This window comes from Embleya sp. NPDC127516 (genome assembly GCF_044765325.1).
In the GTDB taxonomy this organism is placed as follows: domain Bacteria; phylum Actinomycetota; class Actinomycetes; order Streptomycetales; family Streptomycetaceae; genus Embleya.
Genome location: NZ_JBIWJT010000022.1, coordinates 33,050 through 58,224 on the forward strand (window position 1 = coordinate 33,050; position 25,175 = coordinate 58,224).

Annotated in this window: 21 protein-coding genes; 9 read left to right on the forward strand and 12 right to left on the reverse strand. The window is 72.5% G+C overall.

The features are described from left to right. Nucleotides 1-9 precede the first annotated feature (9 nt). The 4 genes from ACIRL2_RS34700 to ACIRL2_RS34715 are packed head-to-tail and all read right to left on the reverse strand — an operon-like array spanning nucleotide 10 to nucleotide 5,132. A complete protein-coding gene (locus ACIRL2_RS34700) occupies nucleotides 10-1,167 on the reverse strand; it encodes a glycosyltransferase (protein ID WP_402237542.1) in 1,158 nt (385 codons plus the stop codon). Beyond that, nucleotides 1,160-1,975 (reverse strand): polysaccharide deacetylase family protein, encoded by an 816-nt coding sequence (locus ACIRL2_RS34705; protein ID WP_402237544.1) that lies wholly within the window; start codon nucleotides 1,973-1,975, stop codon nucleotides 1,160-1,162. Before ACIRL2_RS34705 ends, ACIRL2_RS34700 begins: the two co-directional genes overlap by 8 nt. Then, nucleotides 1,972-3,549 carry a GNAT family N-acetyltransferase gene (locus ACIRL2_RS34710; RefSeq protein WP_402237547.1) on the reverse strand — a complete coding sequence of 526 codons (1,578 nt, stop codon included), beginning with the start codon at nucleotides 3,547-3,549 and terminating at the stop codon, nucleotides 1,972-1,974. The genes ACIRL2_RS34705 and ACIRL2_RS34710 overlap by 4 nt, the downstream gene beginning before the upstream one ends. Next, nucleotides 3,549-5,132, reverse strand: coding sequence for a GNAT family N-acetyltransferase (locus ACIRL2_RS34715; RefSeq protein WP_402237549.1), 1,584 nt, complete (start codon nucleotides 5,130-5,132; stop codon nucleotides 3,549-3,551). The genes ACIRL2_RS34710 and ACIRL2_RS34715 overlap by 1 nt, the downstream gene beginning before the upstream one ends. A 302-nt stretch (nucleotides 5,133-5,434) precedes the next feature. Between ACIRL2_RS34715 and ACIRL2_RS34720 the strand changes: the two genes are divergently transcribed. The 3 genes from ACIRL2_RS34720 to ACIRL2_RS34730 all read left to right on the forward strand — a co-directional run bounded on the left by ACIRL2_RS34720 (nucleotide 5,435) and on the right by ACIRL2_RS34730 (nucleotide 8,658). Continuing rightward, the gene (locus ACIRL2_RS34720; protein ID WP_402237551.1) at nucleotides 5,435-6,361 is read left to right on the forward strand and encodes a polysaccharide deacetylase family protein; all 927 of its coding nucleotides are present in this window, start codon (nucleotides 5,435-5,437) and stop codon (nucleotides 6,359-6,361) included. Nucleotides 6,362-6,433: 72 nt separating this feature from the next. Then, nucleotides 6,434-7,510, forward strand: a complete 1,077-nt coding sequence (locus ACIRL2_RS34725) for a GNAT family N-acetyltransferase (protein WP_402237554.1) — start codon at nucleotides 6,434-6,436, stop codon at nucleotides 7,508-7,510. Further along, entirely contained in the window at nucleotides 7,507-8,658 is a 1,152-nt protein-coding gene (locus tag ACIRL2_RS34730; RefSeq protein WP_395859360.1) for a glycosyltransferase family 4 protein, read from the forward strand. Before ACIRL2_RS34725 ends, ACIRL2_RS34730 begins: the two co-directional genes overlap by 4 nt. Nucleotides 8,659-8,779: 121 nt before the next feature. Here the strand turns inward: ACIRL2_RS34730 and ACIRL2_RS34735 are convergent, their stop codons facing one another. The 6 genes from ACIRL2_RS34735 to ACIRL2_RS34760 form a co-directional block, all read right to left on the reverse strand. Continuing rightward, the gene (locus ACIRL2_RS34735) at nucleotides 8,780-9,226 is read right to left on the reverse strand and encodes a globin (RefSeq protein WP_402237557.1); all 447 of its coding nucleotides are present in this window, start codon (nucleotides 9,224-9,226) and stop codon (nucleotides 8,780-8,782) included. Between the two features lie 45 nt (nucleotides 9,227-9,271). Beyond that, a complete protein-coding gene (locus ACIRL2_RS34740) occupies nucleotides 9,272-10,348 on the reverse strand; it encodes a glycosyltransferase family 4 protein (RefSeq protein ID WP_402237560.1) in 1,077 nt (358 codons plus the stop codon). Beyond that, nucleotides 10,345-11,616: a glycosyltransferase family 4 protein gene (locus ACIRL2_RS34745; RefSeq protein ID WP_402237563.1), complete on the reverse strand. Its 1,272-nt coding sequence runs from the start codon at nucleotides 11,614-11,616 to the stop codon at nucleotides 10,345-10,347. The genes ACIRL2_RS34740 and ACIRL2_RS34745 overlap by 4 nt, the downstream gene beginning before the upstream one ends. A gap of 6 nt (nucleotides 11,617-11,622) precedes the next feature. After that, entirely contained in the window at nucleotides 11,623-12,846 is a 1,224-nt protein-coding gene (locus ACIRL2_RS34750) for an ABC transporter ATP-binding protein (RefSeq protein ID WP_395859364.1), read from the reverse strand. Continuing rightward, entirely contained in the window at nucleotides 12,836-13,927 is a 1,092-nt protein-coding gene (locus ACIRL2_RS34755; protein WP_395859365.1) for an ABC transporter permease, read from the reverse strand. The genes ACIRL2_RS34750 and ACIRL2_RS34755 overlap by 11 nt, the downstream gene beginning before the upstream one ends. A gap of 152 nt (nucleotides 13,928-14,079) precedes the next feature. Then, nucleotides 14,080-15,237 (reverse strand): glycosyltransferase family 4 protein, encoded by a 1,158-nt coding sequence (locus ACIRL2_RS34760; protein ID WP_395859366.1) that lies wholly within the window; start codon nucleotides 15,235-15,237, stop codon nucleotides 14,080-14,082. Between the two features lie 129 nt (nucleotides 15,238-15,366). Here ACIRL2_RS34760 and ACIRL2_RS34765 point away from each other — a divergent pair, with 129 nt between their 5' ends. From ACIRL2_RS34765 to ACIRL2_RS34790, 6 genes are all read left to right on the forward strand, one after another. Beyond that, on the forward strand, nucleotides 15,367-16,563 hold the full coding sequence (locus tag ACIRL2_RS34765; RefSeq protein WP_395859367.1) for a glycosyltransferase: 1,197 nt from the start codon (nucleotides 15,367-15,369) through the stop codon (nucleotides 16,561-16,563). A 147-nt stretch (nucleotides 16,564-16,710) separates the two neighbouring features. Then, nucleotides 16,711-18,630, forward strand: a complete 1,920-nt coding sequence (locus ACIRL2_RS34770) for an AAA family ATPase (protein WP_395859368.1) — start codon at nucleotides 16,711-16,713, stop codon at nucleotides 18,628-18,630. Next, complete coding sequence (locus ACIRL2_RS34775; RefSeq protein ID WP_402237566.1) at nucleotides 18,630-19,733, forward strand: glycosyltransferase; 1,104 nt, start codon at nucleotides 18,630-18,632, stop codon at nucleotides 19,731-19,733. The genes ACIRL2_RS34770 and ACIRL2_RS34775 overlap by 1 nt, the downstream gene beginning before the upstream one ends. Nucleotides 19,734-19,774: 41 nt before the next feature. Then, the gene (locus ACIRL2_RS34780) at nucleotides 19,775-20,815 is read left to right on the forward strand and encodes a GNAT family N-acetyltransferase (protein WP_402237569.1); all 1,041 of its coding nucleotides are present in this window, start codon (nucleotides 19,775-19,777) and stop codon (nucleotides 20,813-20,815) included. Nucleotides 20,816-20,910: 95 nt separating this feature from the next. After that, nucleotides 20,911-22,401: a hypothetical protein gene (locus tag ACIRL2_RS34785; RefSeq protein ID WP_402237572.1), complete on the forward strand. Its 1,491-nt coding sequence runs from the start codon at nucleotides 20,911-20,913 to the stop codon at nucleotides 22,399-22,401. Further along, the gene (locus tag ACIRL2_RS34790) at nucleotides 22,392-23,573 is read left to right on the forward strand and encodes a DegT/DnrJ/EryC1/StrS family aminotransferase (protein ID WP_395859372.1); all 1,182 of its coding nucleotides are present in this window, start codon (nucleotides 22,392-22,394) and stop codon (nucleotides 23,571-23,573) included. The genes ACIRL2_RS34785 and ACIRL2_RS34790 overlap by 10 nt, the downstream gene beginning before the upstream one ends. A gap of 109 nt (nucleotides 23,574-23,682) precedes the next feature. On the opposite strand, the gene ACIRL2_RS34795 is transcribed toward ACIRL2_RS34790, so the two are convergent. Further along, nucleotides 23,683-24,357 (reverse strand): hypothetical protein, encoded by a 675-nt coding sequence (locus ACIRL2_RS34795; RefSeq protein WP_402237574.1) that lies wholly within the window; start codon nucleotides 24,355-24,357, stop codon nucleotides 23,683-23,685. Nucleotides 24,358-24,391: 34 nt separating this feature from the next. Further along, nucleotides 24,392-25,138 carry a PIG-L deacetylase family protein gene (locus ACIRL2_RS34800; protein ID WP_402237576.1) on the reverse strand — a complete coding sequence of 249 codons (747 nt, stop codon included), beginning with the start codon at nucleotides 25,136-25,138 and terminating at the stop codon, nucleotides 24,392-24,394. Nucleotides 25,139-25,175 lie beyond the last annotated feature (37 nt).

Sequence of the window (25,175 nt, forward strand, 5' to 3'; positions counted from 1 at the left end):
CTGTGTGCGTCAAGTCCAGCCCAGGCCGCGGCGCTTGGCCACGGCCCGGTAGGTGTCGATCGAGATGCCCGCGACCTTGCGCTGGTCGAACTCGGCAAGCGCGCGGCGCCGGGCCGCGGCGCCGAGTTCGGCGCGCAGGTCCGGTTCGGTGATCAAACGGTCGATCGCGGCGGCCAGTGCTCGAGGGTCGCCGGGTGGTGCCAGGAGCAGGTGTTCGCCGTGGGTGCCGATCTCCCGGCAGCCTCGGATGTCGCTGAGCACCATGGGCAGCGCGCAGGACGCGGCCTCCATGGCGGATCGTGAGAATCCCTCGCGGTGCGAGGGCAGCACGAACACGTCCAGCGCGTTGTACACGGCGGGCATGTCGGCGCGCGCGCCCGGGAATTCGACCTGTGACCCGTGCACGGCGCGGGACACCGCGTCGGTCTTGTCCGGGTCCTCGGGTCCGATCCACACGAATCGGGCCTTGCCCGCGAGCAGTCCGGCAGCTTCCACGTACTCGAGGATGCCCTTCTCGGCGACCTGCCGCCCGACTCCGCCTACCAGTAGTTCATCTTCGGCCACGTTCAGTGCGCGCCGAACGGCCGCGCGGGCCTCGGGATCGGGTCGAAAGCGGGCCAGGTCGGTGCCGTTGCCGACCACGCGCGATCGCCATCCGGGCACGGCCCGGCGCAGCGTGGCGTGGTCGGTGGCGTTCTGGTACAGCTCGGCGTGCGACGCGCGGGCGGCGATGCCCTCGGTGCCGAGCACGAACGCGCGCCGGACCCACGGATCGCCGGGGCGGATCCACAGGCCGTGGCAGGTGTTGACCACCACCGGAACGCCGGTGGCGCGGCCCAGGATCCGGCCCAGCACCCCGGTCTTGGGGTTGTGTGTGTGCAGCACATCCAGGCACAGTCGGCGCAGGGTACGCACCAGTTCGGCGGCGGCCGCGGCGTCGCTGCGCGGACTCCAGGCGCGGGTGAGCGAGTTCAGGGGTACGTGGGTGACGCCCAGTTCCTCGACCTCGGGGACGTAGGGGCCGGACGCGCTGATCCCGAAGGTCTCGAAGCCGGCCGCGACGTCCTCCTCTAGTTCGGTGCGCAGGAGCAGGGCCAGGCTCATGTCGATGGTGGTCAGGTGCGCGACCCGCAGGGGTCGGCCGCCCGGACCGCGCGGCTCACGCATGCGCACCGGCTTTCTTGCCCAGGCCGACCACGGCCGCGTAGGCGCGTTCCTGGGCGAGCCGGCCGCCGAGTTTGGCGCGGAAGAACGCGGGTGGGTCGGTGCGCCGGACCGGGACCCGGCGCAGCCGGATCGGGTCGCAGCCCGGGAGGTTGCGGCCGAGCACGCCGGTGGCGGCGCTGCGGAATCGGCAGCGCAGCGCGTGTTCCATGTCCGGGACGGCGATGCCCCACGGATAGGCGAAGTGCGCCGGCCGCAGGCCGAGTCGGCGCTCGATGTCGTCCGAGGCGGTGTCGAGTTCGGTCGCGGTGAGCGCCTCGGGGCGGGCGTGGCTGTGGGTGTGGTTGCCGATCGTGGCCAGGCCGGATTCGGCCAGTTCGGCCACCTGGTCCCAGCTCAGCGCGGGGGATCCGCCGCTGGTGCCGGTGGAGCCTTCCCAGCGCATGCGTTCGCCGATGCAGCCGGTGGCGAGGTAGAGGGTGAACGGCAGTTCTCGGCGCTGAAGTTCCGGCCAGGCGTTGGCGTACACATCGGCGAAGCCGTCGTCGAAGGTGAGCACGATCGAGGGCGTGCGGTCTCCGGCCGCCAGCCGGTCCACGGCGGTGTCCAGCGAAACCACGTGCGCGCGCGGGAGCAGATCGAGTTGGGCGCGGAACGCCTCAGCGGGCAGGTCCAGTTCGTCGCGTGTGCCGCCGCCGACCCGGTGGTAGATGAGCAGCGTCGCGCCGGGTGCGGGCTCGCGGGCGAGGGCGGTGGCGGCCAGGCCGCGTTTGAGCGTGGCGCGCACGCGGTCGCCGCTGATGGCGGTCATCGGGTGGTGCCCTTCGAGGTGAGCCGAGTGGGAGCGGTGCGGGCGACCGGCCACGGGACCGGTTCGGGTTCCTGGCGGAGCGGGGTGCCGGGGGTGCCGGCGGGGTCGAGCGGGTACAGGCGCAGGGTCTCGCCCAGGGCGGTGGCCACGCTGCGGGCCGCCTCGTCGGGGTGTGGGGAGTGCGGTCGCTCGCGGTCGGTGCCCAGTGCGGCGATCGTGTGCACGGTGCGGTCGGCGCCGAGGTGGACCAGGGTGTGCGGTTGTTCGCCGACCAGCCACCACGTCTCGCCCCGGGCTCGGCCGGCGTCGACCACGTCGGTGCCCCGGTAGCCGCAGGCGAGGGCGATCGGGCGGTTGTCCTCGATGCCGGCCTCGTGTACCGGGTCGAGTTTGTGGCCGGCTTCGCCCTGCGGGTTGATCGCGGGCGCGATCACCGTCTCGGCGACCAGGGTCGGTTCGGGGCCGGCGGACTTGGCGCGACGGACCCGCAGATGTTGTTCGACCGACATCCGGGTGGCCCGGGCGAAGCCGCGCGCGGGCAGTGTGGCGGCGAGCAGGGGCCGGTCGCGGACCGCCTCGATGTCCCACAACGCCGGTCGTTCGGGCGCCAGCCGCAACTTCTGCGGGGTGCGGGTGGGCATCAGGTCGACCAGGCGCGGGCTGCTGCCGGCCGGCCAGGGTTCGCTCAACACCCGCTCCTGGGCCTGCCATTGCACGACGGTGCCGATGCCAAGGGCGGCGAAGCGTTCGTCGTAGGCGGTGGAGTGCCAGGTGGCCACGTCGCCCAGGCGGAACCACAGGTGCATCGCGGCGGGTACGCCGTCCACCCGCAGGATGTACAGCCGTGCCCAGTCGTGCCGCACGGCGCGGGCGATCAGGTCGCGTCGTGCGTCCGCCGCGGCGGGCTGGAGCGGGCCCTTCCAACTGCGGGCGAACAGGTCGGTGTAGATCGCGAATCCGGCGTCGAGGTCGCGCTCGTGCGTGCGTCCGGCGCCGCCGATCTCGTCGACGGTCAGCTCCCAGTGCGCGCGGACCCGGGCGGCGAAGCGGTGCGCGTAGCGGTCGAAGCTGCGGAACCGGGCCTTGTGGCCGGCCCAGCCGCCTTCGACGCCGGCGAGCATGTCGCAGGCCTTCTCTCGGGCGGAGACGGTGTAGCCGCACGCGCGCAGCCCGGCGATCAGTCGGTGGGTCTCCGGGTCCCGGCTGGGCATCCGGTGCAGGCGCAGTTCGCGGATGCCGGTGCGGGCGAGCGCGTCGGCGATCGAGTCGGCGCCGTGCGGTTCGTCGGGGTGTACGACCACGTGGCTGCGCGGTCGGCGGTGCGCGGAGAACACGCCCCAGCGGTCGGCGCCGATCCGCTCCAGCGGGAGCAGCGCGCGCGGCTGGTCTGCCTCGTCGAGCACGGACACCACGCGGATGTCGTCCAGCGGGTCGTGGTGGCCGTGCAGCGTGGAGGCGAACCACGCGTGGGTGTCGAACGGGTCGGCGTGTACGCCGCGCGCGGCCACGAGCCGGTCCCAGGACGCGGCGAACGCGGTGTCGATCTCCAGGGGGTGCATCGGGCGGGCCCGCATCAGGCCCCCTCGGCACGGCTCAGCGCACCGCGTGTGCGCGCGCTCGCGATGGCGGACACGGCGGCGGCCGACGGTGCGGCGGGTTCGATCGTGGGCGGTCCCCACGCGCGGGGCCAGCGCAGGCGCGGGTCGCGCACGGGCACCGCGTCCAGATAGCGGACGGGCGACGCGAGCAGGTCGGCCAGCATCAGCGCGATCGCCTCCAGGGTGTAGGTCGGGTCGTAGCGCACGACCTCGCGCAGGGTGGGAACGACTTCGCCGGTATCGACCCGGGCCACCGCCAGCGGAGCGGCGCCGATCCGGTACCAGCGGTCGTGCGGGCCCCATTCGGCGCGCATCTCCTGCGGGCCCCTGCGTGCGCAGGCCACGGTGAGCAGGCGCAACGTGGGCTGGTCCAGGATCAGTTCCGGACTGGGCAGGGCGGGGACCTCGGTCGCGGGTCTGGCCTCGAGCCGGCGGGGGATGCCGGATGTGCCGGGTTCGCTCGCCGTCGCCCGGGCGCGCAGGCCGCGGACCCGGGCTCGGGCGGCGATCGGTACCGCGCGCTGCACCTCGCGGGCGCCGCGCAGCAGCGGCAACACCCGGCGCGGTACCCGGGCCGCGCACACGTCCAGCAGCGGGGGCCTTTCGGTGCTGATCCGGTCCTTGAGCGGGCTGGCTCCCGGCAGCAGGTCGATCAGGGTCAATCCGCCCTCCGCGAAGGCCAGTTCCTGGGCGCGCCAGTGCACCACGTTGCCCGGTGAGAGCATCGCGGCCGCCGGATCGTAGGCGACGGTGTGCCAGTGCACGACCGGGCCGATCCGTACGCCCAGGCACGACGCGATCGCGCGGTCGTCGGCGTAGAGCACGTACAGCCGGGCCATGCCGCGCGCGTCGAGCGCGTGGGTGAGCAGTCGGCGGCGTTCGGGCGAGGCGCCGAGCCGCCCCTTCCAGCTCAGGTCGAACAGTTCCTCGTGGTCGGCCAGGCCGGCCGCGAGCGGCGGGGTGCCCGGTGCGCCGAACGCGGCGACCCGCAACTTCCACAGTTGTCCGGCCCGGCGGGTGGTCTGCCCGACCGCGCTGTCGAAGCCCCGGTGGCGGGCCCGGTAGGCGGACCAACCGTCGGTGGTGGTCTCGATCATGTCGGTCATCCGCTCGCGCACGTCCACCGCGTAGCCCGCCTCGCGCAGCGCGTCCAGCAGGGCGTGCGTGGCGGGGTCGCGGCCGGCCATTCGATACAGGGTCAGTTCCCGGATGCCGCCGCGGCGCAGCTCCGCCGCGAGTTCGTGGAGCACGGCGGGTTCCGGGTCGGTGGTGCCGATGACGACACGTGTCCGCTCGCGTTGGCCGCGCCCGAGTTCGTGCGCGCGGCCGGCCGAGTCCAACTCCAGAGGGAGCAGGGCCAGCGGGTGGTCACCGTCGAACACACCGGGTATGCGCACGTGTTCGGCCCGATGCGGACGGCTCGCCAGCCACGACGACGCCCAGGCGTGGGTGTCGAAGACGTCTGCCTGAACCCCCCGCCCGACCACCAATTCGTCCCACGCGCGTGCGAGATCGACCTCGATCTCCTCGGCGCGCAGGGTCGATGCACGATTGACCATCGCCCGGCCCCCACCTCGCGGTCCCGATGTGAGCAGCATCGGAACGTTTGTGCCCGACCGGCGCCCTCCGCCCCCACACGGTTGGGACACGAGTCGCCCGCCGACCAGATTAGGCCGGATGGGTCACGCGTGAAGGGTGTTTCGCAATCCGTCCACGAGTCGTGCGTGATGTTCCCCGATATCCGGGGTCCGTGGTCTTGCCCGGATGTGACCGGCGGGCGGACGTTCGGTGACCGGCTGACGGGAGGTGACCCCGCTGTTACGGTTCCGGCAGCGGGAGCCGCGTGGCTGGGGAGGCTGGGGTGGGCGGTTCGATGGTGGGGTCGGTACGGGCCGGGGGCGACGCTTTGTTGCGGCGGTCTCCGGCGCAGGTGTGGTTCGTTCGCCGTGCCCGGCTGCGGCTGGCGGTGCTCGGGTACCACGGGATCTCTGATCCGGCGACGTTCGCGGGGCAGTTGGACCGGCTGCGTCGGGTCGCCCGGCCGGTGTCCCTGGACGAGGTGGAGTCGGCGCTGGAGAAGCGGCGCGCGTTGCCCGCCAAGGCCGTGCTGTTGACCTTCGACGACGGTGAGCGCAGCATCCTGGAGCACGGCCTGCCGCTGCTGCGCGAGCGCGGCGTCCCGGGCGTGGCCTACGTGGTGGCGTCGGCGATCGACTCGCGTACGCCGTTCTGGTGGCACGAGGCGGACCGGTTGGTCGCCGCAGGGGCACGGGTGGCCGGGGAGCCGGAGCGCTCGCCGAGCGGATGGGTGGCGTATCTCAAGACGGTGCCGCAGGAACGGCGATTGAGCCTGCTCGCCGCGCTGCGAGCGGGCCACGAGGCGGTGGACACCCCGCAGTTGACCGGCGCGGACCTGCGCACCCTGGAGTCGGGCGGGGTGCGGGTGGAGAACCACTCGCTCACGCATCCGCTGCTGGACCGCTGCGCCGACGCGGACGTGCGGGCCGAGGTGGTGGACGCGCACGAGCGGTTGACCACGCTGCTCGGTCGCGCACCGAGCTCGTTCGCGTATCCGAACGGGAACTGGGACGTGCGGGCCGAACGACTGCTGGCCGAACTCGGCTACCGCACCGCGTTCCTCTTCGATCACCGGCTCGGGCCCCGGTTGCCCGACCATCCGCTGCGAATCTCCCGCCTGCGGGTCGGGTCCAACACCCGTCCCGACCGGTTCGCGACGATCCTGTCCGGGCTGCATCCGGCCGTACACGCGCTGCGCGGCGGACGTTGACCTGCTTGAATCGGCGGGTTGTTCGGGCCGGCGGGACGGGTCCGATCGACGGAGAGATCCGGGGGGATCACCGTGCTTGCTCTGCCCACGCTGTTGCGCTCGCCCGGCGAGTTGGCGGCACTGGTTCCGTCCTGGCGCGCGCTGGTCGCCGCGACGCCCGGGACGTCGTACTTCACCACGCCGGATTGGGTGTTGGGCTGGACCGAGTCGTTGGGCCGGGACCAGGCCGGGCGGGTCGTGGTGGCGGTGTGGCGCGCCGAGGACGGCGGCGCCGAGGCGGTGGTGCCGCTGCTGCGCACCCGTGAGCGGCTGCACCCGCGGCTGCCCGGCGGCGTGTCGAGTTGGACGCTGCTGGGCACCGGGCCGGGCGCCGCCGACCACTGCGGGTTCGCCGTGGATCCGCGCCGGCATCAGGACGTCCGCGCGTGGCTGGCCTCGCTCGCCCGGCGGCGCACGATGGTCTTCCCGCATCTGGACGCCACGACCGGTGATCCGTTCCTGCCGCCCGGCGCGCGCGAGATCGAGCGCACCGCGTGCCCGGTGATGCCCGCCGACCCGGCCGCGCTGGGTTCCGCGCGGCACCGGCAGGGCGTGCGGCGCAAGGCCAAAAGGCTGGCCGAGGACGGGGTCACGTTCACGTGGGTGCCGCCCGAGGCGATGACCGCCGAACTCTTCGACGAACTGCTGCGGCTGCACCGGGCGCGGCGGGAGGCGATCGGCGGATCGAGCGCGTTCGACGCGACCCGACGCCCGCTGCACGCGGCGCTCGCGGCGCGCTCGGACGCCGGTCGCGGGCCGTGCGCGCTGGTCGCACGCGATCCGGCGGGCCGGCCGGTGGGAATCCTGTACGGGTTCCTGTGGCAGGACACCTTCGCCTACTACCAGTTGGGCTGGGACCCGGCGTACGCGAAGGCGAGCCTGGGCACGGTGCTCTTCCACGAGACGCTCACCGCACTCGCCGCGCGCGACGTGCGCACCTTCGACTTCCTGCGCGGGGCCGAGGAGTTCAAGCACCGGTTCGGTGCGACGGATCGTTACGACACGACATGGCTGGTGGCCCGCGGGCCGGGCGGTGCGCTGCTGGGCGCCAAGTCCGCGGCCCGCCGGGTCCGGGATCGCCGGTCTCGGCCGGTTCGGGGGGAAGCGTGAAGGACCGCATCAGGCTCGTGCACGTGGTGTGGCGGTTGAGCGTCGGCGGCGGGATCCCGCAGGTGAGCCGACAGGTGCTGGCCGGGCTCGACCCGGAGCGCTTCGACTGTCACGCGATCATCGCCAGGCCGGCCTGGGAGGAGGACGAACTCGGCGAGTTGGGGCCGAATGTGACGGTGCATTCGCTCGACCACGAGGGTCCCACCCGGCCGCCGGACGAGATCCGGCTCGGGATGCGGATCGCGGGCCGCGTCCGCGAGTTGCGGCCCGACGTGCTGCACGCGCACAGCGGAACGGCCCGGCTCTCGCTGCCCGCCGCCCTCGGCTCCCCCGGGCTCCCCCGGGTGTTGGAGGTGCACGAGCCGCTCAAGGACGGTCTGCACTCGCGGCTGACCAACGGCATCGAGGTCGGCATGGTCAAGGCCGCCGGCTTCCGCCCGTTCGCGCACTCGACCCATGTCCGGGACGCCACGGCGGCGATCGTCGGGTGGCGGCCGGAGCGGATCCCCCTGGTGCCGTTGGGTGTCCCGGTCCATCAACCGGACCCGGCGGCCGGGGTCGCGCTGCGCGCCGAGTTGGGCATCCCGGCCGAGGCGCTGGTGGTGGTCGGTGTCGGCCGGGCTCCGCAGAAGAACATCCCGCTGATGGTGCGCGTCGGCGCGGACGTGGTGCGCAAGCTCGGCGACGCCGGTCCGCCCGTGGTGTTCCTGGTGATCGGTCGTCAGGAGCCGGAGGTCCCGGCGCTGATCGCGGAGCTGGGCGTCGGGAAGCAGGTCCGGGTGGTCCCGCCCCTGGCGCGGCTGAGCGACGCGTTCGACGCGGCCGACCTGTTCCTGTCCACGTCGCACTACGAGGGCTTCGGGCTCGCGGTCGCCGAGGCGATGATGGCGGGCGTACCGGTGGTCGGCACCGCGGTGGGCGGCGTGACCGACGTGGTCGCGGACGGGGTCACCGGCCGGCTGCTGCGCGCGGGCGACCGGGGCGGGTTGGTGATGGCGTGCCGCGAACTCCTCACCGACGACGCGCTGCGAGCCCGAATGGGCGCGGCGAGCCGGGAACGGGTGCTGGCGCGCTTCACCCGGCAACACATGCTCGACGGCTTCGCCCAGGTCTACGAGCGCGCGGCGCTGCGACGTCGCCGGGGGTAGGTGGACGGCGGGGCCGGGCCGGGGGGCGGTCGACCCGGCCCGGCCCGACCGCGCGCCCGGTTGCGCGAACGGGCCCGAGCCGGACCGGCTCGGGTCGGAGCAGGCCGCGTCGGCGCGCGGGTCAGCCGGTGGCCGGCCAGTCCCAGTGCGGGACTTCGCGGAGCGGGTGCAGTTGTTCGTCGGTCTCGGCGTGCGAGTTCTGCTTGGCCACCTGCGTACCGAACTCCACGTGGGAGCGCAGCGCCTCCCGAAACGGTGCGTCGGCGGGGAGTTCGGCCGCGTCGGCGGCGGCCAGGTACAGGTCGACGAAGCGTTGGCGCTGTTCCTCGGTGATCCGCAGGCCGCGATGCACCTCGATCAGATGCGGGAAGCCGCCCATGTTCCGGCTGAAGTCGTCCGGGCCGCCGAAGGTTTCGGCGGTGAAGGCGGTCAGGTGGTCCACGTGTTCCGGGCGTCCCGCGCCGAACAGGGGCTGAAGCAGCGGGTCGGTCAGGACGCTGCCGTAGAAGATGTCGATGAACCGGCGCAGACCTTCGTGTCCGCCCGCGTGCTCGAAAAGCGTCTCCATGGCCCCTCATCCCAGACAGCGCGGGGGCCGGCTGTCAACTACCCGTTACCTGCCGAGTTCGGCCAGGATGCGATCGGCGACCGCGGGCCACGTCATCGTCGCGCGCAGTTCCACGCCTCGCGCGAGCGCTCGGTCGCGAAAGCCGGCGTAGTCGGTGCCCAGCCGCGCCAGAGCGTCGGTCAGCGCGTCAACATCCCCCGGCGGCACGGTGATTCCCGCGTTGCCCACGATCCACGGCTGATTGCCGACCGTGGAGGCCACACACGGCAGGCCCCGGGTCAGACCCTCGACCAGGGCGATCCCGAACGCCTCCATGTGCGTGGGGATCACCACCGCGTCCGCCGCGTCGTACGCCGCGCCCATCGCCGCGTGCGGCACCCGGCCGAGCACCCGCACCCCGGGCGGCGGTGGGCCGTCCGGGCCACTGCCGACCAGGGTCAGCCGCCGGCGCGGGTCGCGCGCGTACAGCCGGGCGAAGGCCTCGAGCAGGATCGGGCCGCCCTTGAGCTCCCACTGCGTGCCCACGAACAACAGTCGGGGCGGATCCGCGGCGCGCGGCCCGGGGTCCGCCGCGGCCGGGTCGACGTTGGTGCCCGCGCCCACCACGTGCACCCGGTCCGGCGCCAGGCCGTACTCGGTGACCAGCACGTCCGCCGTGCTGGGGCCCATCACGAACACCCGGTGCGCGCCCAGGAGCAGCCGTCGCTCCCGGGCCAACCACCCTGCCGTGTAACGGGATCGGTGGATACCGCCGACCGCCGCGCCCTCCAGGCCCACCCGGTCGGTGTACACGCCGTAGCGCACCCCCGCCGGCGGCACCAGCGCGGGCAGCGTCTGCACGATCAGCACCGGGTCGCGCACACCGAGCAGCCCTCGGGCCCGCACTCGTCGGTCCAGCGCCGCCGTCCAGGCGTCGGTCTTGGTCCACGGCGTCCCCGCTCCGGCCCGGCGCGCCTCGCGCACGGCCCGCAGCCGCGCGCCGGCCAGGCCCGGTGCGCGGGCCAGCGGCATCAAGTCGTGCGCCCGCACCGCCGTGCGCTCCGCCAGCGCCCGGCGCAGCGCCGGCACCGAGCCGGAGAACGCCCCGACATGCAGCATGGTCAGGCCGGTCGGCTCGCTCATCCGGTCGCGGTCCCGCGCCGGTCGCGGGTCCGCCGGCGCAGGGCCTGGCCGCGCTGGGTCGCCTTGAAGCCGACCAGTCGGCCGCCGACCCGGACCGCCTCGCCCACCCGGCCGCGCACGACCGGCCGTTCGGTGCGGGCCTGTTCGTACCACTCGACCACTCGCTCGGCCTGGCGTTCCAGCGCGAATCGCTCGTGCACCAGGTCCAGCGACCAGGTGCCGATCCGCTCGCGTTCGGCCTGGTCCCGCAGCAGCGCGCCGAGTTGGCCGACCAGCGGATCCCGCTCGACCGGTTCCCGGCCCGCGCCCAGGCCGTAGAAGCCGAGCGCGTCGAAGTCGCCGATCGTCTCCGGTGTCACCGGCTTGCTGAAGCCCTGTTCGCCGACCACGACGGTGGGCTTGCCGAAGGCCATCCCGCGCAGCACCGAACTGCCCATGCCCACCACGATGTCGGCCAGCGCGTAGGCCGGGCGCGGGTCGGCCATCTCGCCGGTGAGCACGATCGCGCGCCGGCCCAGGGCAGCGTTCAGCCCGGCGGCCCTGGCCTGGAGTTCACCCTCGATGGAGCCGCCACCGACCATCACCAGGCGCAGTCCGGAGACCTCCGGGGACAGCCGGGCCACGGCGTCCATCGTGCGCTCCAGGTGTTCCTGCTTGAGGTGCTTGGCCAGTCGCGACACGATCACCACCGTGGGCGCGGGTTTGAGCAGCCCGTGCTCGGCGGCGAACGCGTCCACGTCGACGTCGGGCGCGCTGCCGTTGACCGCCGAGGTGACCGGGTGGTCGATCGCGGTGTCCACGGGCGGTTCGAGCAGGTGCACCCGCGCGCCCTCCAGGCCGCGCAGCTCGCCGGTCTCCTCGTACAGCTCGCCGTAGCCCACGGTGAGCGGAACGCCGGTGCGCGGGAAGTACGGCGGCAGGCTGCCCATCGACATGACGGTGCCCAGCACCGGCGTGCCGCGCGGCACGAACGCGCCGAGGAACGCCTCGACCAGTGGCCAGTACTCGTAGGTGTGCACGACGTCGATCCGATGGCGGCGCACCGCCGCGGCGATCGTCCGGGAAACCGCGGGCGAGGGCCGCACGTGCGCCCGCTCGGGCAGTGCGAGCAACGGCAGCCCGGCGGCGGCGACCCTTTGCCGCAGCGGGCCCTGACGACCCATCACCCACACCTCGTGGCCCAGGTCGCGCACCGCGCGGGCCAGGTCCACGGCGTTGATCGAGCTGCCGCCGAGTTGCATGTCGTGCGGACACACCAGGATGCGCACGCTCGTTCACCCCTCCCAGGTGTGGTCGACGTACACCGGCGCGGCCAGCACGACCGCGCGCGGCGGGGTGTCCAGCTCGGGTCCGGCCACGTCGAATTGCTTCGCGGGATGCCACGCGGTGAGCGGATGGCCGTCCCGGTCGTACACCCCGATCCACAGCGCGTAGCGCCCGCGCGGCAGCGGCAGTCGGTCCAGCGTGCACTTGACCCGGTTGCCCGACCAGCCGAACTGCACGTCCCGCCGGGTGGTGAAGACCGGACTGGCGGTGCCCTCGGTGACCCCGATGTGGACCGTGGCGGGTCCGCGGTAGTCACCCGCGAAGTCCGCCTCGACCACCATCGAGCGGTTCGTGGTGGGGCCGGCGGTCTCCACGCCGCGTACGTCCACGTACGTGGTCCGGATCGCCTCGTCGGTGCGGGTGCGGGCCTCGGTCTCCTCCTCGACGCTGTCGCGATATCCGCGCAGCGCCTGCCGGATCGGTCCGTCGGTGCGGATCTCGCCCTGTTCCAGCCAGATTCCGCGCGTGCAGATCGACTCGACCGACGCGAGGTCGTGCGAGACCAGGACGAGCGTGGTTCCCTGTTCCAGCACCACCCGCATCCGGTCCAGGCACTTCTGCTGGAACAGCGCGTCGCCGACGGCGAGTACCTCGTCGACCAGGAGCACGTCCGGTTCCAGGAACGCGGCGACCGCGAAGCCGAGCCGCATCTGCATGCCGGAGCTGTACCACTTGACCTGCCGGTCGATCGCGGTGCCCAACTCGGCGAAGTCCACGATGTCGTCGAACCGCTTGGCCACCTCGGCCCGCTTCAGACCCAGCAACGAGCCGTACAGGAAGGCGTTCTCACGCCCGGTCAGGTCCGGGTGGATGCCCGCCCTGACCTCGATCAGCGCGCCGACCCGGCCGCGCACCTGGAGTCGGCCGGCATAGGGGTACATCACGCCGGTGAGCATCTTGAGCAGCGTGGACTTGCCCGACCCGTTGGAGCCGATCAGGCCGACCGCCTCGCCGGGGTCGATGTGGATGTGGATGTCGCGCAAGGCCCAGCGCCAGTCGGCCTGGTCGCGGCCGGAGAGCTTGCGCGCGATCCGGCCGAGGTTGTCCCGCAGCAGCATGCGCTGGCTGTCCGCGCGAAAGCGTTTCCACAGGTGCTGGGCCTGGATGGTGCCCAGCGGGAGGGTTCCCGGTTTGCCCGGCGCGGCCATGGTCGTGGTGCGGCTAGGCGACATCGGCGATCCCCGCCTCGAGCTTCTTGAAGATCTTGTATCCCACGAACAGGAGCACGGTGGCCGACGCGGCGGCGGCTCCGGTGAGTTCCCAGTCGGGTTGTTGTCCGTACAGGATCGCGCGCCGGTAGCCGTCGATCACCGCGGCGAGCGGGTTGAGGATCACGTACGGGAGCAGCCAGTCCTTGGTGATCTGGTCCATGCCGTAGGCGACCGGGGTGGCGAACATGCCCATCTGCATGAGCAGGGGCAGCACGTGTCTGATGTCGCGGAAGTAGACCACCGCGGCGGACAACACGAGCACCACGCCGAGGGTGACCTCGAATTGGATCAGCAGCAGGATCGGCAGCGCCCAACTGGTCGCCGCGGGTGGTGTGGTGTACGCCGCGAAGAGCACGGCCAGCACCGAGGAGGCGATCAGCATGTCCACGGTGGCCACGATCACGGTGGCGAACGGGAAGACCTCGCGCGGGCAGTAGACCTTGTTCAGCAGCGGCCCGTTGGACACCAGCGACGACGAACCCTGGGTCACCGAGGACATGAAGAAGGTCCACGGCAGGAGGCCCAGGTAACTGAACAGCGGGTAGGGCACGTTGTACTTGTGCGCGGTGTCGCTGAGGTTGCCCACCCGCTGGAAGACGACGGTGAACACCACCATCAGCAGGACGGGCGTGATGATCGCCCACGCGAAGCCGAGAACGGCTTGTTTGTAGCGGGCCTTGAGGTCGCGCTCGGCCAGCGTGCGGACGAGTTCGCGCGAGTGCCACAGTTCGCGGACGCCTCGGATCAGGCTGGTGCGGCGTTTGAACTTGAGTTCCGGTGGTGGCCCCTTGATCTCGGGGTCGGGTGCCTGCGCTGCGGCGATCCGGCCCGTACCGCTGCCCACGCCCGCTTGCGGGGCCGCGTGTCGTCCGGTTCCGGTGCGACTGTCGATGGTCGGCGTGGTCGCTCCCCCGTGGCCCGCGTCGGGCGCTCCGTTGACGTGTGTTCGGTGGTCGGCGGGTTCGTCGACACTGCCGCCCGGCCGCGCGTGCCGGCCCACCCGGCCGACACCGTCGACCCGGCCCAAGCCGTCGCCGGGCATGCCGACGGCACCCCCCACATACTCCCCCACGGACTCCCCCTCCCTGGTTCGACAACAACCTTGGCACATGCGATCTCCCCACGAGTCGCATTCGGCCGTTCGGGAACCGGCGCTCCCGCCCTACCTCTTCCCCACCATGCGGTTGCGGGCGGTCACCGGCTCCGCTCGTCCAGCAGCGTGATCCACGCGTCCACCACGGTGTCCATCGCGTGACGTTCCAGGCAACGCTCCCTGGCTGCCCGGCCCATGGCGTCCCGGTCGGCCAACACCCGGCGGATCGCGGCGACCAGCGCCCGCGGGTCGCCGGAGCCCGGGCCGACGTCGGCGAGTGCGCCGGTGACCCCGTCCACGACCACGTCGCGCACGAAGCCCACATCGGTGGCCGCGGCCGGGACCGCGCTCAGGCCCGCCTCGACCAGGACGCCCGGGACACCCTCGCTGGTACTGGACAACACCAGCGCGTCGGCGGCCCGGTACACCGGGCCGAGGTCGGCCAGGTTGCCGGTGAAGGCGACCCGCCCGGGCGAGCGCCGCTCGGCGAGCGCCTCCAGGCTCGACCGCTCGGGGCCCTCCCCGGCCACGAGCAGGTGGTACAAGGGCCGTTCGCGCTCGGTGGCCTCGGTCTCGGCCTGTTCGGTGACGGCACCCGACGCGGTGTCCCGCTCGCCGTCCTCGAGCAGCGCGAACGCCTCGATCGCCAGCGCGACCCGCTTCTCCGCGGCCAGCGCGCCGACCACCGCGAGTACCCGCGCGCCGGCCGGCAGCCCCAACTCGGCGCGAGCCTTGGCCCGGTCGTCGCCCTCCGGCGGCAGGAAGCGTTCCGGTCGCCGTCCGTTGGGGATCGCCCGGACCCGATCCGGGGGCAACCGGTAGGTGCGCAGCAGCACGTCCCGGCCCATCGGCGACACCGAGGCGATCGCCGCCGCCCGGCGCAGCATCAGCCCGACCCGGGCGCGGCGCAGCGCGTCCCGGGCCCAGTGTCGGGGGTCGCCGATGTTGACGTAGACGAACGGTGTCCCGGTCCCGGCGAGTGCGATCCCGCAGGCGTCCAGCGTGGTCGAGCCGTGCGCGATCACCAGGCCCACGCCCGCGGCCCGGCGGCGCAGTTCGCGCAGCGTGCGCGGGTGCAGCCGGCCCGGTCCGAGCACCGGGATGTCCATCTCGCCCGTGCCCGCGAGCGCGACGACCGACGACGCACGGCCGCGGTCGCGCAGCGCGGCGTCCAGGTCGTGGGCGAACGCCTGTGAGCCCCGGCGTCGGGGGTCGGTCACGACGTGCAGGACCCCACGCCGGTCCGTCGTTGTCCCCATGAGGTGACAGGTTGTCACGAATCCCGCCCCGCCGGGGGCGTATCGATGACATGCTCAGCCGTGAGGGGTGGGGGCGCCCTGTGGTCGGCGTTTTTCGGGGAGTTGGCGGGGGATGGCAGAGGTGATGCAGTGCACGTGCTCCAGGTGATCGACAGCGTGGATCGGGTCGGCGGCGCCGAGCGGGCGGCGGTGGCGATGGCCCCGGAGCTGATTCGTCGGGGGATCACGCTGGATATCGCGTATCTCCTGGATCTGGACGGATTTCAACCGGAGTTGGCCGAGGCCGGGGTGACGCTGTTCGGCGTGCACCGGAATTCGCGGGCGGGTTCCGCACGCGGGCTGGCGCGGGTGATCCGCGATCGCCGACCGGACCTGGTGCACACGACCTTGTACGAGGCGGACATCGCGGGGCGAATCGCCGCTCTGGCCAGCGGTGTTCCGGTGGTCTCCAGCCTGGTGAACAACTCCTACGGTGCCGAGATGCGGGATCAGCCCGGGATTCGGCCGTGGAAGCTGCGCGCCGCCCAGGGCCTGGACGCGGCCAGCGCGCGCGGCGTGCGGCGGTTCCACGCGTTGACCGAGCACGTGGCCGGTGTGATGTCCCGCCGACTGGGGGTGCGCCGGTCGCGGATCGACGTGGTGCCGCGCGGGCGTGATCCTCGACCGCTGGCCGCCGCCCGCGAGCGCCGCGAGCGCACTCGGGCCGCGCTGTGCCTGGGGCCGGACGTCCCGGTTCTGGTGACGGCCGCTCGGCAGGAGTACCAGAAGGGCTTGGACGTACTGATCACCGCGTTCGCCCGGGTGCGTGCCGAGGTGCCGGACGCGGTCCTGCTGCTGGCCGGTCCGGCGGGTGGTCGCACCGAGTCGTTGCGCCGACTGGCCGCCGAGACCGGCGGAATCGGGGATTCCGCCGGCGCGGCGGAGCCCGTACGGTTCTTGGGACACCGCGACGACGTGCCCGATCTGATGGGCGCGGCCGATGTGTTCGTGCTGCCCTCGCGCTGGGAGGGGTTGGGCAGCGTGCTGATCGAGGCGATGGGTGTGGGGACGCCGATCGTCACCAGCGATCTGCCTCCGGTGCGCGAGATCACCGGGGCGGGCGACTGTGCGGCGTTGGTGCCGCCGGACTCGCCCGAGGCGCTGGCGGCGGCGCTGGTCTCGGCCCTGACGGAGCGGGAGAAGACCGCGATACGCACGGAGGCGGCGTATCGACGTTTCGGCGAGGAGTACACGATCGACAGCGTTTGCGACCGGATGGTCGCGTTCTATGCCCGGGCACTCGACCCGCGAGCCGGCCGTGACGTGTCGTCAGGTCCGGTGCGGTGACCGCCACCCGAACACGTCCGGTCGGATCTCGACGGAATCTCCACACTTCCGGCACAGTCCTGGGGTCGTTCGGCACCCCGTTTGCTCTACGTTTGGCCTGCCCCGCGGTCTGCTCTCGGGGCGGCAACTCGAACCGGAGGGGGACCGGTGGAAACCTCTAGCTACTTCTCCGTTCTCCAGCGCCGTTGGCCGCTGGTGCTCGCGTGTCTCGCGATCGGACTGCTCGCCGGGTTGATCCTGACCCCCTCGGACCCCAAGGGCACCGGGAACCAGTGGACCAGTTCGGTCAACGTGGTGCCGGCGCCGAACTCGGCGAAGGAGTTCAACCTCGCGCCCGTACAACTGATGACGGACGGCGGCGAGGTGGCCCGCCGGGTGGCGAAGCGGCTGAACAACCCCGATCCGGCCGTGCTGGCGTCCAAGGTCACCTCGCAGCTCAACCCGGACCTGGGCCTGGTCCAGATCTCCGCCAAGGCGCCCACCCGCAAGGTGGCCGAGGAACTGGCCACCGCGTGGGCGCAGGAGACCGTGTCCGCGTTCGCCGACTCGCAGCGCAGGACCCGGCAGGGTCAGGCGGACAGCATGACCGCCCAGTTGGACAAGCTCAAGACCGACATCGACGGTCTGGAGAAGAGCACCACCAACGCGCCGGTGGGCAAGAAGGCAACGCTCCAAGCGGAGTTCGACGCCAAGCGGGTGCAGTACACCACGCTGGTGGGTCAACAGCAGGAGTTGGTGAACCCGCTGAACGACCCCAAGGTCGAGGTGATGGACGGCCTCAAGAGCACGCCGGACTCCACCACGAGCATCCTGGCGCCCACCTCGCGGCCGTTGCGGATCGCCCTCGCGGCGGCGCTCGGGCTCGCGCTCGGGCTGATCGCGGCGCTGATGGTGGACCGGATGGACGTACGGCTGCGCGGGCGCATCCAGTTGGAGGACGCGTTCGGCCTGCCGGTGATCGCCGAGGTACCGCGGGCGACCCGGCGCCAGCGGGCGGGACACGCGGTGCTGGTCGCGGGTCGACCGGACAGTCCGGTCGCGGAGGCCTATCGCACGCTGCGGTCGGCGTTGCTGCTGTCCGGCCCGCCCGGGCTCGCCTATCGACTCGGCGGCACCGACCCCCGGCAGACCCGGGGCACCGCGATGCCGGTGCGTCGGATAAGCGACCCGGCGCCGGTGATCCTGGTGGTGTCGCCGCGCCCGGGCGACGGGCGCACCAGCACGGTGGCCAACCTGGCCGCGGCGCTGGCCGAGGCGGGCCGCTCGGTGCTGGTCCTGGACTGCGACTTCCGCAATCCGGCCACCCACCTGTATCTCGGCGCCAAGCCGGGCAAGGGCATGTCCGAGGTGCTGCTCGCCGAGCAGGAGATCGACCTCGGGGACGTGGTGCGCAGCACGAACATTCCGAACGTGCGGGTGATCACCGCAGGAGCCCCGGCCGCCTATCCGGCCGCACTGCTGTTGCGCGCGGGCGAGGTGGTCCAGCGGGCCCGGCACCACGCGGACGTGGTGCTGGTGGACAGCGCGCCGCTGCTCTACGCGAACGACACCAACGACCTGGTGCAGCACGTGGACGCGATGCTGGTGGTGGCCCGCAGCGGCAACCTGACGGCCGATCAGGCCTCCCGGGTGGGCGAGCTGTTGACCCGTACCGGGGTGCCGATCGCCGGTGTCACGCTGCTGGGGGTGGACCCGACCCGGTCGATGGGTGGCGGTCTCAAGCGCGGTCCGCGCACCGGCGCGGTGGGCCGGATGGGCGCCGGCGCGAGCCTGGTGCTGCGCGGTCGCTCGGCCGAGCCGACCCCCGACGCGGACGAGGACGTCGAGCGTCCCGCGCCCAGTTGGGCCAAGCGCGGCGAACTGACCGAGGGTGAACCCGAGTCGGCCGCGAGCGGTCGCGGTGCGCATCGCGCCGATCCGATCGGCTCGGCCGAGGACGCGGACTCCGGCTTCCGGATCCAGTCGGCGGCGGAGCGGGCGCTGCACAACGGCTCCGGCGACGGTGCGCACCTGGGACCGCACTTCGATACGTGGTCCACCGTCGAACTCGGCTCGGAGGATCGCTGATGGGTGACCGCGTTCGTGTCCTGTGGCTCGCCAAGGGTCTGGGGCGCGGTGGCGCCGAGCAGTTGCTGGTCAACTGCGCGCGCCGACTGGACGACGAACGCTACGAGGTCGAGGTCGCCTACGTCTTGCCGTGGAAGGACGCGCTGGTGCCGGCCCTGCGCGAGTTGGGCATCACGGTGCACTGCCTGGGTGGCGGGCGGGTCTGGCCGGTGCGGCTGCGCGCGCTGTTGCGGGCGCGCGAGTACGGCCTGATCCACACCCACATGCCGGTTCCGGCGGTCGCCGCTCGGATGTTCTCCGGCAAGGTGCCGATCGTGCACACCGAGCACAACATGTGGCCGCGCTACCGGCGGCCCACCCGGATCGCCAACGCCTGGACGTACCGGCGCAACAACGGCGTGATCGCGGTCTCCGCGGCCGTGGCCGAGAGCATCGAGCCGGCCCGACTGCGGCGCGGCACCGTGCCGACGGTGATCCATCACGGCCCGGACCTGGGCGACGCGTTCGCCGGCCCGGGCGCGCGCGAGCGGGCCCGGCAGGCGCTGGACCTGGACCAGGACGCGTTCACGGTCGGTTCGGTGGCCAACTTCACGCCCAAGAAGGACCAGTTGGGCCTGCTCGCGGCGCACGCGCTGGTCCTGGAGCGGCATCCCGGGGCGGTCCTGGTGCTGATCGGGTCCGGCCCGCTGGAGGCGACCCTGCGCGAGCGGGCGAGCCGGCCCGACCTCAAGGGCTCGGTGGTCTTCGCCGGGTCGCGCGGCGACGTGCCGGCGTTGTTGCCGGCCTTCGACGTGTTCGCGCTGAGTTCGCGTCAGGAGGGGCTGCCGGTCTCGTTGATGGAGGCGATGACGGTCGGATTGCCGTCGGTGGTGACCGCGGTGGGCGGGATGCCGGAGATCGTCACCGACGGGGTCGAGGGCGCGGTGGTGCCGGCCGGTGACCCGGCGGCGTTCGCCGACGCGTTGGTGGCCTTCGCCGCCGAACCCGCGCGTCGGCGCGCGTGCGGCGAGGCCGCGGCCGAGCGCTCGGACGAGTTCGACGTCGCGGGGGCGCAGCGGCGGATCGAGGACGTGTACGCGAGAGTGCTGGAGGGATCGCGGTGAGTGGGCCAGAGGTCGGGAGTTACCCTTTCACCGTCCGAGAGTTGGGCAAACACGACGAACCCCGGGTGTTGGCCCTGTTGGGCGACGCGCTGTCCGGCGGGCCGACCGGGGAGCGCACCCCGGAGTTCTTCCGATGGAAGCACAGGGACAACCCGTTCGGTGCAAGTCCCGGGCTGGTCGCCGAGGCGGACGGCCGGGTGGCCGCGGTACGGCTTTTCCTGCGCTGGGAGTTCGTGCTCGGTGGCGAGGTGGTCCGGGCGGTGCGCGCGGTGGACACCGCGACCCACCCGGACGTCCAGGGCCGGGGTCTGTTCCGCCGGTTGACCACCGAGTTGCTGGAGCGGATCGAGGTGGACACCTCGCTGGTGTTCAACACCCCGAACGGCAACAGCCTGCCCGGCTATCTGCGGATGGGCTGGCACGAGGTCGGGAAGGTACCGGTCTCGCTGCATCCGATCCGGCCGATCGCCTTCGCGCGCGGGCTCAAGGAGCTGCGCGCCACCGGAGATCTCTCCGGCACCTCGCAGTCCTGGAACTCGGAGGATCCCGCGGCCCGGTGCCGCTTTCCGACTGCTCGTCAGTTCTTCTCCGATCCCAAGGCGGCGGTGGGCTTCGACGAGTTGGTCGCCGAGGCGGACGCGGGCGACGCGGCGATCGGCCACGACAAGCTGCGCACCGCGCTCACCGGCGACTTCCTGCGCTGGCGCTACGGCGACGCGCCCGGACTGGACTACCGGGTGGTGGCCTCGTACAAGAACGGCGAGTTGACCGGCGTGGTGTTCGGGCGCCCGCGTCTGCGCGGCCCGCTGGTCGAGTTCACGCTGTCCCAGATGGTGGTGCGCCCCGGCGACCGCGACACCGCGCGCAAGCTGTTCTCCGGGGTGGCCATGTCCGGGTGCGACCACGTCGCCACCCATCTGGCGCGCGGCTCGGAAGCGGCCAGGGCCGCCCGCTACGCCGGGTACGCCACACCGCCGCGCACCGGCATGCTGCTGGTCGCGCGCACCGTGCACCCGCACCCGATCGACGTCCACGACCTGCGCTCGTGGCAGCTCTCCCTGGGGGACTTGGAGGTCTTCTAGCCAGCCGGCGAGCCGCCGCCGGACCGGTCCGAACCGGTCCCCGCGGCACCGCCGCCCGACGCCGCACCGGTTCGCCGTCCCTGCAAGGAGCTCCGTTGTCGTCCCGTCTTGCGCCGTACGCCCGGTGGGTGCCTCCGTCGCGGCTGCCATGGGGTTCCCTGCTCGCGCTCACCGCGGTCGGCTTCTACGTCTCGGTGTTCGCGTGGGCGATGGAGTATCGCCCGTACGACACGTGGGGCGCGCTGATCGTCTTCCCGCTGCTGCTCACCATCAGCGTGCCGCTGCTGTCCCGGTTCTCCCGCGACGAGCCGCCGTGGGTACGGCGGTTGGTGATCGGCGCGCTGGTCGCCAAGTTGCTCGCGTGCTTCGCCCGGTACTGGATGTCCTTCGTGCTCTACGAGGGGCGCGCGGACGCGGCTACCTACGACCTGGTCGGGCGGGCCATCGCGCCGCACTTCCGGGACGGCGACTTCACCGTGGACATCGGTCGCAAGGTGATCGGCACCGGTTTCATCATGATCGTCACCGGGATCGTGTACGCGATCGTCGGGCAGTCGTTGCTGGCCGGCTACCTGGTCTACTCGTGGCTGGGGTTCTGGGGTCTGTACCTGTTCTGGCGCGCGTTCAACGTGGCCTATCCGGACGGCGATCGGCGCCGCTACGGCAAGCTGCTGTTCTTCCTGCCTTCGCTGCTGTTCTGGCCCTCCGGGATCGGCAAGGACACGTGGATGATGTTCACGCTGGGCCTGGCGGCCTACGGCGTGGCGCTGCTCCTGGTGCGCCGGCGCGGGGCGTTCGTGTTCCTGATCCTGGGGGCGGTGGGCACCACGATGGTGCGCCCGCACGTGACGGTGCTGCTGCTGTGCGGGCTGTGTGTCGGCTATCTGCTCCGCAATCGTCCGCAACAGGCTTCCGCGCTGGGCCCGTTGCGGGCCGGCTTCGGGATCCTGGTGCTCGGGGTGGGTTGTGTGCTCGCGCTCCAGCAGGTCGGCACCTTCTTCGGTACGCCGGGCATCGGGGCCGCGCAGGCCAACCAGGTGATCGCCAAGACCCAGACCCAGACCGCGCAGGGCGGTTCGGCCCAGGCGGTGGACGATTCGGCGGCGCTGTCCATCTCACCGGCCGCGTTGCCGCAGTCGCTGGTGACCGTGCTCTTTCGGCCGTTCCCGTTCGAGGCGCACAACATCCAGGCCCTGGTCGCGTCGCTGGAAGGCGTCGTGCTGATGGGCCTGTTCGTGGTCGCGATCCCCCGGTTGAAACGCATCCCGGGGCTGCTGATCCGAAGACCCTACGTGGCCTTCGTGATCGTCTACACGCTGGTGTTCGCGCTCGCGTTCGCGAACATCCGCAACTTCGGCATCCTCACCCGCGAACGGGTCCAGGTGTTCCCGTTCGTCCTGGTGTTGCTCGCGGTGTCGAAGCCGGATCGCACCGAGACCGAGAAGGGCGGGAGTTCGGAGCGGAAGCGGCGGCGGGCGATGGGGCGGCACGCGACGCCCCTCGCGGCCGATTCCGGTGGTGGGGAGACGAGTTCGATCAGTCCGGGGAATCCCGGTGAGTCCAGGGGGGATGCGATATGGCGGTGACCGGCAAGCCGGCGGTGCTCGGTGGGGACGCGACGTTCGCGGAGGGCCTGCCGCTGACGCGCGTGCATGTGCCCGAGCGGGAGGAGTTGGCGCGGCGGCTGGACACGATCCTGACCAGCGGTCGGTTGACCGACGGTGCCACGGTGCGCGAGTTGGAGGAGGACGCGGCCGCGCGGCTGGAGGTGCCGTACGTGGTGGCGGTGTCGAACTGCACGAGCGGGTTGATGCTCGCCTTGCAGGCGTTGGGGGTGAGCGGGTCGGTGGCGATGCCCGGTTTCACCTTCTCGGCCACCGCGCACGCGGCGCACTGGGCGGGGGCCACCCCGGTGTTCGCCGAGGTGGACCCGGACAGCCTGACCCTGGACGCGACCGACGCGGCCGCGCTGCTGGCCGAGTCGGGCGCGTCCGCGTTGATGGCCACGCACGTGTACGGGACGCCGTGTCGGGTCGAGGAGTTGGCGAAGGTCGCGGACGACGCGGGGGTGCCGATCGTCTACGACGCGGCGCACGCGCTGGGCAGCCGGCGGGCGGGCACCCCGATCGGCGGCTTCGGCGCCGCGGAGGTGTTCTCGCTGAGCCCGACGAAGGTGGTGACCGCGGGCGAGGGCGGGTTGATCGCGACCCGGGACGAGGGCTTGGCACAGGCCTGCCGACTGGGTCGGGGGTACGGCAACCCGGGCGACTACGACTGCCTGTTCCCTGGACTGAACGCGCGGATGTCCGAATTGCACGCCGCATTGGCGCTGGTGTCGCTGCGCGGTCTGCCGGAGCGGGTCGCGGCCCGCTCGCACCTGGTGGGTGTGTTCGCCGACGCGATCGCCGACGTGCCGGGGCTGCGGCTGCCGGTGCTCGCCGACGGCGACGTGTCCACCTGGAAGGACCTGACGCTGGTCGTCGACCCGGACACGTTCGGCCTGGACACGCCCACGCTGGCCCGGGCGCTGAAGGCGGACGGGATCGACTCGCGCCGCTACTTCCACCCGCCGGTGAACCGGCAGAAGGCGTACGCCCACCTGCCCGCGCGGCCGTTGCCGATCACCGACGACGTGTCCTCCCGGGTGTTGACCCTTCCGCTGTGGTCGCACATGGACGAGCCGACGGTGCGCCGGGTCGCGGACACGGTGATCCGGCTGCACGAGCACGCCGCCGACGTACGGATCGCCTCCGTCTGAGCGGCCTCGCCCGAAGCGTCGGCCGGTGCGCGTTCGACCCGGCCGGCGCTGGGGCCTCCCGTCGGGGCCACCGTCGGGAGAGGGTGGGTGAACGGCCGGCGGCGCTCGCTCAGTCGAGTTGCCGGGCGAACTCGCCGGCCAGGTCCGATATCTGAGCGGGCGTCAGCGTCTCCGAGGAGACCTGCAGCATGGCCACGCCCGGGCCGTTCACGTTCAATCGGACCGCGGCCACATGCCCGTTGCCGACCGGGACCACCTGGTGCGGCCCGATCGTGGCCATCCTGTCGGCGAACGCGCTGAGGTCCTGCACGGCCGCGTCGGCGTCGCGCTGGATGATCGGCAGGGCCATCATGACCGGGTGCCCGCGCCGCGAGGCGTACGTGGCCACGTCCAGTTTCGCCGCGCCGACCCGGTAGGAGCAGGTCACCTCGACGCCGTTGGCCCGCTGAGTCGGCGTGAGGTTCGAGTACGGGTCGCGTGCCGCGGCCTCGTCGTCGGACCACCCCTCGCTAGCGGTCGTGACCGGCTCGCCCGGGGTGACCGCGCCGTCCAGGTGGATCTTCGCGGTCGCCGCGGCGACGTCGTACGGCAGCGGGCACGGCAGGGCGCCGTTCTCGCTGATCGGCCGGACCGCCTGTCGAAGCTTCTCGATGTTCAACCGCCCCGAGGACAAGGATGCGGCGTCGTCACCGTCGCCGCTGCACGCGACGAGTCCGGTGAGAGTCAGGACCCCCGCCGCACATACGGCGAGGGCCCGGCCGGGAAGATGCTGCAAACCGATCATTCACGCAGCGTATCGAGGCCCGATCGGCCCCTGCTCAGCCCATCGGGAAGACCTCGAAGGCGGCCGCGAACGGGGTGCCCAGCCGCGAGCCGGCCGCCCGGCCCATGCCCTCCAGGAACTCCCCCGCGTCCGCCATCTGCCCCTGGCCCAGCCCCGCCAGATAGGCCGCGTGTGCCTCCAGCGACGCGACACCGATCGCGAAGTGCTCGGTGGTGTCCACCGCGTGCCGCGACTGCGGCGAGCCACCCGCCCACACCGCGCGCACCCCGCCCCACGGCTCGTGGCCCTCGGCGAGCAGCTCGCGGAACACCCACCGGTTGCCCGCGTCGCGTACCGCGTCCACGACCGCCCGGCCGACCGCGATGTGGTCGGCCTGGTTCAGGAAGACGCCGCCCCACGTGTCGCGGAAGTTGCCGGTGATCACGATCTCCGGCCGGTGCCGGCGGACCACGCGGGACAGGTCGCGGCGCAGCGGCAGGCCGTACTCGATCACGCCGTCCGGGTAGCCGAGGAACTCGACCGTGTCGACGCCGACGATGCGCGCCGACTCGATCTGTTCGGCCTCGCGCAGCGGGCGACACTCGTCCGGGTCGAGTCCGTCGATGCCGGCTTCGCCGCTGGTGACCATGACGTAGGTGATGTGCTTGCCCTGCCGGGTCCAGCGGGCGATCGCCGCGGCGGCACCGTATTCGAGGTCGTCGGGGTGCGCGACGATGGCGACGGCGCGCTCCCAGTCCTCGGGCAGCGCCTCGTACGGTTCGGGCCGGGGTTCGGTGGTCATGCGTGGTCCTTCCCAGGTGGCCGCACGGGCCGGTGCT